11 protein-coding genes and 1 tRNA gene are annotated in these 9,313 nt (G+C 39.3%); 8 read left to right on the forward strand and 4 right to left on the reverse strand.

All coding sequences use genetic code 11. The annotated features are described in order from the left end of the window. Positions 1 to 219: 219 nt before the first annotated feature. The 3 genes from DBR11_RS10660 to DBR11_RS10670 all read left to right on the forward strand — a co-directional run bounded on the left by DBR11_RS10660 (position 220) and on the right by DBR11_RS10670 (position 1,857). Positions 220 to 963 (forward strand): ParA family protein, encoded by a 744-nt coding sequence (locus DBR11_RS10660; protein WP_158275263.1) that lies wholly within the window; start codon positions 220 to 222, stop codon positions 961 to 963. 4 nt (positions 964 to 967) lie between these two features. Then, entirely contained in the window at positions 968 to 1,237 is a 270-nt protein-coding gene (locus DBR11_RS10665) for a hypothetical protein (RefSeq protein WP_108552422.1), read from the forward strand. A gap of 68 nt (positions 1,238 to 1,305) precedes the next feature. Continuing rightward, positions 1,306 to 1,857: a hypothetical protein gene (locus DBR11_RS10670; RefSeq protein WP_108552424.1), complete on the forward strand. Its 552-nt coding sequence runs from the start codon at positions 1,306 to 1,308 to the stop codon at positions 1,855 to 1,857. Between the two features lie 59 nt (positions 1,858 to 1,916). On the opposite strand, the gene DBR11_RS10675 is transcribed toward DBR11_RS10670, so the two are convergent. Both DBR11_RS10675 and DBR11_RS10680 read right to left on the reverse strand, forming a co-directional pair. Then, complete coding sequence (locus tag DBR11_RS10675) at positions 1,917 to 2,942, reverse strand: S41 family peptidase (RefSeq protein WP_108552426.1); 1,026 nt, start codon at positions 2,940 to 2,942, stop codon at positions 1,917 to 1,919. Between the two features lie 73 nt (positions 2,943 to 3,015). Beyond that, complete coding sequence (locus DBR11_RS10680; RefSeq protein WP_108552428.1) at positions 3,016 to 4,086, reverse strand: DUF5694 domain-containing protein; 1,071 nt, start codon at positions 4,084 to 4,086, stop codon at positions 3,016 to 3,018. 222 nt (positions 4,087 to 4,308) lie between these two features. Between DBR11_RS10680 and DBR11_RS10685 the strand changes: the two genes are divergently transcribed. Continuing rightward, on the forward strand, positions 4,309 to 5,331 hold the full coding sequence (locus tag DBR11_RS10685) for a sensor histidine kinase (protein WP_108552430.1): 1,023 nt from the start codon (positions 4,309 to 4,311) through the stop codon (positions 5,329 to 5,331). A 77-nt stretch (positions 5,332 to 5,408) separates the two neighbouring features. Further along, on the forward strand, positions 5,409 to 6,125 hold the full coding sequence (locus DBR11_RS10690; RefSeq protein WP_108552432.1) for a LytTR family DNA-binding domain-containing protein: 717 nt from the start codon (positions 5,409 to 5,411) through the stop codon (positions 6,123 to 6,125). Between the two features lie 603 nt (positions 6,126 to 6,728). On the opposite strand, the gene DBR11_RS10695 is transcribed toward DBR11_RS10690, so the two are convergent. After that, a tRNA-Ile gene (locus tag DBR11_RS10695) sits at positions 6,729 to 6,802 on the reverse strand. A gap of 65 nt (positions 6,803 to 6,867) precedes the next feature. Here DBR11_RS10695 and DBR11_RS10700 point away from each other — a divergent pair. The 3 genes from DBR11_RS10700 (at position 6,868) to DBR11_RS10710 (ending at position 8,256) form a co-directional block, all read left to right on the forward strand. Next, entirely contained in the window at positions 6,868 to 7,503 is a 636-nt protein-coding gene (locus DBR11_RS10700; protein WP_199233812.1) for an HAD family phosphatase, read from the forward strand. Between the two features lie 5 nt (positions 7,504 to 7,508). Further along, the gene (locus tag DBR11_RS10705) at positions 7,509 to 7,829 is read left to right on the forward strand and encodes a DUF962 domain-containing protein (RefSeq protein WP_108552436.1); all 321 of its coding nucleotides are present in this window, start codon (positions 7,509 to 7,511) and stop codon (positions 7,827 to 7,829) included. Positions 7,830 to 7,938: 109 nt separating this feature from the next. Continuing rightward, positions 7,939 to 8,256, forward strand: a complete 318-nt coding sequence (locus tag DBR11_RS10710) for a hypothetical protein (protein WP_108552438.1) — start codon at positions 7,939 to 7,941, stop codon at positions 8,254 to 8,256. A gap of 185 nt (positions 8,257 to 8,441) precedes the next feature. Here DBR11_RS10710 and DBR11_RS10715 read toward each other — a convergent pair whose 3' ends face one another. Continuing rightward, positions 8,442 to 9,212, reverse strand: a complete 771-nt coding sequence (locus tag DBR11_RS10715) for a DeoR/GlpR family DNA-binding transcription regulator (protein WP_108552440.1) — start codon at positions 9,210 to 9,212, stop codon at positions 8,442 to 8,444. Between the last annotated feature and the right edge of the window lie 101 nt (positions 9,213 to 9,313).

The raw sequence follows: 9,313 nt of genomic DNA on the forward strand, positions 1-9,313 counted from the left end.
CAGGTGCGTCGTTTGTTTGTTTCAATGTGTCTGAAATTGGTCTGAAGGCAAAAGTGTAAACTTATATTCACTTCAGGTATAAAAAGGGCAAATTTAAATTAAATTGTCAATATATCTTATTATCATTGCGTCTTTATATAAAGATATATCGATGAAATCATCATGTGCAGCAGTACACTGATCGCTTCATCGCTGATAAAAAACAAATTATATATATTGATGAAAATTATTGCTGTTATAAACCATAAAGGTGGCACAGGAAAAACAACCTCCACCTTGAACATTGGAGCCGGATTGGCGCGTATAAAGAAAAAAACGTTATTGGTTGATATCGATCCTCAGTCTAATTTAACAGAAGGGTTGGGCCTAAGGGATGTTAAAGTTTCTATCTATGATAGTATAAAAGATGATACCGCTCTTCCTATTGAATCTGTTTCTGAGTATCTGGATATCGTTCCTTCTTCATTAGATTTGCTGGGTGCAGAGATTGAGTTGGTTTCCCGGCTTGGAAGAGAAACCATTCTAAAGAGATTGTTAAAATCTGTACAGGGAAAATATGATTATGTCCTGATTGATTGCGCTCCGGCTTTAGGTATGCTTACCGTAAATGCGTTGGTTGCTGCCGATACGGTGATGATTCCATTGGAAGCAGAATATTTCGCCTACCGGGGGATTGACAGGTTGGTGTCTATCATTTCTGATGTGAGAACGCATTACAATGAAGACCTGACCATTGGTGGTGTATTCATTACAAAGATCAATCCACGGAGGGTAATTACAGAACAGATTACAGCCAGTATAAAGAAATACTTTAATGATAAACTATTTGATACTTCAATCAGGATTAATGTGTCGTTGGTAGAAGCTCAGCTTAAAGGGGTAGATGTATTTGAATACGCACCTCTGTCAAACGGGGCAGTAGATTATTCAGATTTGGTAGATGAAATTTTAGTTAAACTATAAGGTGATGGCAAAGAAAAACTTAGGTGATATAGAAGATAATAATAAGAATTTGGGTGGAGTATCTGCTTTGTTTAATTCTCCTGTAAAAGGAACTTCGGCAAAAGAAGACTCCGTAAAGGAGGTGAAACAGAATAAACAGACTGAAGAAGAAACAACCTATCCTTTGAGGCTTAGGAAGAGTGCTTTAAAGGCATTGAAAATTCTGGGTGCTCAGAAAGGGATTACAGTGAAGGAATTGATCTTGTCTGTTATTGAGAAAGAGTACGATTTGTAAGGTGCAGTTGGCAGGCATAGCCGCTCTGGCATGAAAAATGGTATAGTCCTGTCGTTAAATAAAAAGATATGGCTATACCATCATTAAAGCGGGTTAATTTTAAAAAAGTGAAAAAGGACTTGGGCGAAGGTTTTAAAACCCTTGCTGCAGGTGGCTTTAAGCAAATTTTCAACCAGATTGATCAGTTAAACATCAAAAAAGGTGTGGATAGCATGGGGATTGATAAATTTATCAATCAATGTGCTTTACTGGCAGCGGGATCTGGTTTAATTACAGGAGTAGGTGGGATTAGTACCATGCTGATTGGTACTCCTCTTGATGTGATCAATATCATTACCCAGCAATTTCGGGTTACATTGGCGGTTTCTTATCACAATACAGGTGCTTACAAAGTTACTTTTGATGATTTCTTTAAGATTGTGGCATCCTCTGTTAAGGCGGATACCAAACTGGCAATCAGTAAAAATATTATGGAGGAGGTTGCAGAAAAGATCCTGGCAAATTTAGGGTCAAAGGTGGGGCGACGTCTCGTGCCTGTGGTTGGTGGTCTGATTGGGGGAACGGTAAATTATCTGTTCATAAAAGGAGTTGCGAGCGAATTGAGGAAAAAGGAAGGTTAATTGCTCCTCATCCAGCGCGGTTATTTCTTGTATTAAAACTTTACAAAAACATTGACGACCTAGTGTTTCAGCCATCTCAGCGCTGCTATAATTTTAGCATCGTTAGTCAGCTCTTCAAAATTATCACCCGCTAAGATTTCCTGGTCCGGAGACACATTTTTGTCATAGATTACTCTATTTCTGTCCGCCTCAACGGCCGTAGCTATAAACACATTCAGGTCAAAAATCCGAAATGAATCATTGGCTGTTGTGTATCCGCCGGTGTTCTCGCCAATAAACCAGGTATTTTTCCTGCCTTTAAAAGAGATGGCTGTTGCTTCGCCCGAACTGGCTGTATTCATTCCTGTCAAAACCACTATTTTCAGTTTGGTATTCAAGGCAGCAAGTGTATTCAGCCTGCACATCAGTTCATCACCTGCATAAATTTCTTTCCCCCTGATTTCCCACGACTCTTTTTTAAGGGTCACAGGATCTATAAAGGATCCCAGTTGCCCATCACCCAGCAGATTAGCCACTCCCAGAATCATTGGATACATATTTCCGCCGCTGTTGGTTCTCAGATCAATAATTATCCCTTTGAGTTTGGAAGGGTTCAGTTTTGAGAGAGAATCCTGTAGCTGCTGTGCAAGGCGTTCATTATCGCCTTTGTGGGTAGGATTATTTTCCGGAATTAAAAGATAACCGTATTTCTGATCAAAAATCCTGATATCCACTCCAGGCCCCTTTTTTATTTTACGCAGTGTACTGCGGTACAACAGGGTGTCTGGTTTCGGGTTTTTCTGCCTCCATTTATAATACTTTCTGCCTCTGTTGGTAAAACCATGAAAATCACCCAGCAACTGGTAAATCAACTCTACAGCAGGCATCACTTCCTGTACCGAACTGGCCTGAGCACTTTTCTGGTAGACAGTGGTCCTGATGGATTCCCAGTTTACCCGATCTCTGTAAATAGATTTTGACTGGGCATAATTCATGATGGAATCTACCACTATACGGGCACTATCTGCTCCCGAAATAGTTTTCTGGGCGAATAACAGACAGGGTACAGTACATAGTAACAACAGGCTGAACAACTTCTTTTTCATAATTATTTTTTAAGATACACAGAATGGGTAAAATCTATTTTTAAAAGTAGAATATCGTGGTAAAAAAAGCTGTTTAACGCAGCTCATTATAATTGATAATTTTGATAGCCGGATCTTTGGCCATGATATCTTCCATCAGTTTACGGTGTGCAGCGCCTACAGCGACTACTACCCTTTTTGATTTTTTCTCTTTCAGCTGTCTCAGTACATTGGCACACATATCTTCGTTTCTAAAACCCCATTGTATATACATATCTTTAACGTGCTGATCGGGAAAACCAGGATAACCATAAAAATGCCTGCCTCCATAGAAATTCCAGCTGTCATTCAATTCATCGTACCGGTCGGTAGCCATATTTGCATAAGCTGATTTACTCTTCATTTTCATATCATTCCCCGTAAACTCCGAATATTTTGTAATTGCAGCCACAGTTTTAGCTTCGGCCGAGGCGGTATCTCTGTTTGCTTTCTGCTCCAGCTCTTTGAATGCTTTTGCTGCAAGGCTCCATGCTTTTGACCATTCTGTATCGTGTTTCTGAGAATCCATCGAATAGATTCGTTCTTGTTTCAATGCATAGATCAGGGGGAAATAGATGGTACAGTATTCGCTGTCCGACCTGTAAAGTCTGGCCTTGATCAAAGAATCCCGGTTTCCAAACTTTTCAGCATAATAAGCCTGCTCTTGTTTTCCGAAAGCACTTTTCATGTAATTTTCCAGCACAAATACCTGGTAACGTGCATTAGCGATATCAGACTGTTTTAAATAATAACCTACCAGATCCATTCTCAGCCTGTGGTAATAGGCAAACTTAGCCAGCTTCTGATTTGCCCGTTTAATTTTAGCTGCAGGATCTCCGCTCAACTCAGGGAATTTCAGGGCCACAAAATCTTTTGCCATTTTGAGGCTCTCATACCCATACTGGTTTGACTTCAGCTGCGCATAGTCTTCAGGAGAAAGAAATTCACCGAATACCATATCAGGTTTAAAATTTTTCAATTTAGTAATGACTTGGTTAAAGTCTTCCGAACCCGGGGCATTTTCATGAGAAGAGCCTACAACGACTACTTCTGTTTGCTGCGCCGAAACCTGCGCTGTCCAAATGCTGAACAGGAAGATGAATAAGGTTTGGATTAAAGATTTCATAACGGGAGGGTTTAAAGGTTAATTTTTGTTTTGATATGGAACAAAGGTGCAGCATGACCCTACCCTATGAAATTTTATTACACCAACCCCCTGATTAATTATCCCAACCGCCTATTGCCTTAAAACCGGGGATGATCCTGAGATTGGGATGTTTGGGATAAAATTTCAGGCCTTTGGTGTAAGAAATAAAGAACATTTAATTATCTTTTCATAGGTTTAAATATGAAAAAAACAAGGATAGTCTTTATCCATATGCTCTGTTGGATATTAATTCTGCTTTACAGATATGGAGCATACCTGTTAAATAACAACTTTACTTTTAGCCGCGCCGCTTTTGATGTTTCAATGGCTATTGTACAGATTTCACAGTTTTATTTCTGCTATTTATGGGTTTTTCCCCGATTTCTGAAGCGGAAAACCATTCCCATGCTGCTTGTAGGAATTATTCTGGCTATCATCCTGTTTGTTGCGCTCCGTTACCTGACTGAAGAAGTTATTTATCTTAAACTATTCAACTTCCACAACTACGATTCGGATACGACTGCAATCCATTATTTCCTGGACAATAGCTATTATTCGATCTCTTATATTGTACTGGCTGGTGCAGCCTGGGGTATTACCAATGCTTTTCGAACCGAAAAAAATAACAGCCTCTTAAAAGAAGAAGCAAAAAAAGCAGAGCTGGCATTCCTCAAATCGCAGATCAACCCGCATTTTTTATACAATACCTTGAACTACGTGTATTCACTGGCCATCCCGGTCTCGGATAAACTGGCAAATGCCGTACTGCGTTTATCGGCACTGATGCGCTACACCTTAAATGACAACCCTGACGGTAAAGTTAAACTGCTTGCCGAACTGGAGTACCTGGAGAGTTATATAGAACTATTTAGAATGCGTTTTGAGCCTGATTTTTATGTAGAATTCAGCACCAGCAAAATCGAAGAATCCCAGAAGATCGCTGCCCTCATCCTGATCCCTTTTGTCGAAAACGCCTTTAAACATGGAGTAGTCAACAACGCAGCGCATCCAGTACGTATCCACATCAGGGTAGAGCAGCAAATGTTAACCCTGGAAGTCAGTAATCTGATCAGCCATGCCCAAAAGGATCATTCTAGTGGAATTGGCCTGGTCAACATTCAGCGCAGGTTAGACCTGATTTATCCTGAAGCATATCAACTTTCCATCAACCAGAAAGAACAGATTTACCGGACCACACTGACTATTCCCGTTTCGCTGCATTAATACTTATCAATTAATTCCCGTAATTTAGGGCACAGCCCCTTTTTATCTTTTAATTTAATCTTCTAAAAACCACCTGAATGATACGTTGTCTTGCTGTTGATGATGAAGCCTATGCTTCGGAAATTATTGCCACCTATATTCGAAAAACCCCGTTTCTGGAACTGGCAGGCACCACGACCAATGCCTTCGAAGCCCTTAACCTGGCGCAGGAAGGGAAAGTGGATCTGATATTTTTAGATATTCAGATGCCCGAACTAACAGGCATTCAGTTCCTTAAAATATGCGGGGAAAAATGCAGGGTAATCCTGACAACAGCCTACTCCGAGTATGCCCTGGAAGGTTTCGATCTGAATGTAGTGGATTACCTGCTTAAACCCATCTCTTACGAGCGTTTTTATAAGGCCGTAGCCAAAGCACAGCAACTCATCAGTCCCGCTAAACCCAGCGTACAGGAACCAGCATCAGCCCCTACCCAGGTCAGCGACTTCATTTTCGTTAAGGGTGATGCTAAAAACAAATTCCTGAAAGTAGACTACAAGGATATTCTATATATAGAGGGCCTGAAAAACTATGTATCTATCTATACCAGCCGGCAGCGCATCATCACCTACCAGACGCTGAAGGAACTGGAAGTGCTATTGCCCAAACCTCCGTTTTACCGGGTTCATAAATCTTACATTTTATCTATTGATAAGATCAAACTGATTGATGGTTATATGGTTTTCATCGAAGACCATTCTATCCCTATCGGAGAAACCTACCGCGATGAATTTCTGCGAGTAATTAAGGATTAAAGCTAAATTCAGGGGGGATAAACCTGCCTATCAGCAGACGAGATCCAATGCCTGGCACTGTTTTACATTCTTATGGCCAGATCCGGACCATGCCGTAAACATGATTTGTAAGGAATTCCGTTATCCTACGAATGTCTTGCACGAACACTAATAGAACGAAAACGAAATTGACAGTCAGGTATCTAAAGACGATTGTTTCTAAACCTCGGTATTGCTCAGCTTACCGTTCCCCACGTCTACCAGGCTTAGGCTAGCAATTCATACAGAATAAATTTATCTTTGATTTTCAAATCCTCAGTCAACTGTTTCGACGCGACCAAGTGAATAGTATCAAAATACTTAAGTTCCTACTTTTGAGAAACACAGATTTTTGACATTGAATGTGCCATCTTTTCTCAAGAGATGGGGGAAAATTTTAGCGCTGACAGTAGCCATACAATGGTTATTTGGCACGCATTTACGTTACACTTTTGCGTGCAGTTAAACAAAAATCATTGTTGAACCTGACTTATGGACGAAGCCAAAGCCAGTGCTGAAGGCTAAAAACGCCTCGTTTAAAAAAAAAAAGCCATTTCTAGTGTATAGAAACGGCTTTTAAATGTGTGGGCCCAGCTGGGCTCGAACCAGCGACCAAAAGATTATGAGTCTTCTACTCTAACCAACTGAGCTATAGGCCCCGAAAATCGGTTTGATTTTGCGAGTGCAATGTTACATATTTACATCGAATTTTGAAAACACTTTTATGCAAAAAATTAAAAATATTATTTTCGATTATGGTAACGTGATCTTTGAGATCAACTTTAAAAATGCTCAATATGCTCTGGAACAACTCGGTATCTCTAATGTTTCCGGTTTTTTTGATCACAAAAGCCACAACAATATTTTTGATGATTTTGAGACAGGCACCCTAACACCAAATCAATTTAGAGACGGAATCCGTAAAGAAGCAGGAAATAATTTAATTTCTGATGAACAAATTGATGCTGCATGGAACAGTTTATTGATCGGTGTTCCTCCGGGAATTCACGAATTACTCTTAAGAGTCAAAGAGAAATATCGCACCTTTCTCCTTAGTAATAACAATGAGATTCATTATCTATGGATCATGGATTATTTAAGAAGAGAATTTAAAATGGAGTCTATTGATCATCTTTTTGAAAAGGCCTATTTCTCCCAGCAAATGTATTTGCGTAAACCGAACGTGGAAATCTTCGAACAAGTAATCAGAGAGAACAATTTGGTGCCCGCAGAGACGTTATTTATAGATGATAGTCCTCAACATATAGAAGGGGCAAAGAAAGCGGGATTGAACGCCTTGTTGATGACCGTACATCCTCAGCATCTCGAAAATTTTTTACAGGAAAACCATATTATCTAAATTTCATGCCAGATACCAGATTTAAGTCATTAAAAGAATTTTATCCATTCTATTTAACCGAGCACCGTAACCTGACCAGCAGAATACTTCATTTTATAGGGACAGGCCTGGTGGGCCTTCTGTTGATAGGTGCTATACTTTTTCATGAAATGAAATTTTTGATCGCAGTTCCTTTAGTTGGCTATGGGTTTGCCTGGATTGGACATTATTTTTTTGAGAAGAACAAACCTGCTACTTTTAAATACCCTGCCTATAGTCTGGCCAGTGATTTTATCTTGTTTTGGGATTTGCTGTCAGGAAAGCAACCTTTTAGAGTAAAAGAATAGAACAAGGAAAAAATAAATCGTATAAAATTTATTATTTTTACTTCGAGAGCGTTAATATTGCGGGGGTAAATCAATTTGATTTCCTCCGTTTATTTTTTGAGGATGCCTTATGACTGTAACTGTATTGCCAATTTTAGAACCTGATTCCCTTAAAACTGCCCCACTGGCCAAAGTGATGAATGAAAGACTTCAACGCCTTGCTGTGGAATTGCAGGATACGCATTTAAAGAAGCTTCATTCTGTTGAGCCGCTTTCCGAAGATATTGTGATTTACATTGGTTATACTGGTAAATATAATGTTCGCTGGAGAATCGTAAATGATGTTGCTCCGGAGATCGAGATTGAGGTGGCCAGAAAATGCGCTGATTTGGGCTATGTACTATGGAAAACAAATACCATTTTTTCTAAAAGTGATCCTTCCAACTAGCTTAATCAATACATCTGGATTTATTTTTATTTAAAAAAACTAAAAGACCTGTTTATTCGTTTGTATAACTGAGAGCGTTAATTAGGTAAGCGGGGTATTTCTACGGAGATATCCCGCTTCCGTCTTTTTTAGAGGTTTTTATGATGAAAATGAAAACCATAACGGTGACTCTGTAATGTGTATCATCACTGGTCTATTTCTCCAGATAATGTAATTATACCCTTCATGGACAATTCATTAAGGACAGTGACGGCGGGCGGAATATCTGTTATCAAATATTTAATTTGAGAAAGTGATGCGGATTGTACATAAGCATTGCTTTCTATTTTGGAGGCGTCACATAACAAATATACCTGGTCTGCATTGATACAGAATGCCTTTGTTATTGAGGCTTCAAGTTCAGTATTAGAGGTCAGCCCTTTTTTGATTGAAAAGCCATCTGTCCCTATAAATGCTTTCGGCGCATGGTAGTGATTAATATGCTCTAGGGCCATTTGACCATGAACTGCCCTGCGAGCTTGATCTAATTCTCCACCTATTAAGTTGAGGCTGATTTCCGGACAGGTCATTAATTCAGCTACTATCGGTAGCGAATTGGTAATTATCTTTAAAGGTTTAGTCTTTTTCAAATAGCTGCACATGGCAAATACAGTACTTCCACAATCCATAAATAAAGTATCGCCGGGTTTTACGTGCTCTGCTGCCAGTTTCGCAATGAACTGTTTTTTTGACTCACTTACATTTTTCTTTTGGTGGAAACCGGTGAATTTCTGAGTTTCTAGTTTTATTGCGCCTCCATGTGTACGCTGCAGTAGGCCTTGTGCATCCAGATCCTTTAAATCTCTTCTGACTGTCGCTGGGGAAACAGCTGTCTTTTCAGAAATTTCTGATACAGATAACTGATCAAACTCTTCAAGTATGTTTAAAATCTTCTTCTTTCTTTCTTGAAAACTCATATAATTGATTATATTTGATCAAATATAATCAAAAATGATCAAATATAATCATGAATGAAAAGATAAATATCATAAAGGAGCAGGTGTTGTCAGATGATTGG

This window comes from Pedobacter sp. HMWF019, assembly GCF_003061025.1.
Taxonomy (GTDB): Bacteria; Bacteroidota; Bacteroidia; order Sphingobacteriales; family Sphingobacteriaceae; genus Pedobacter.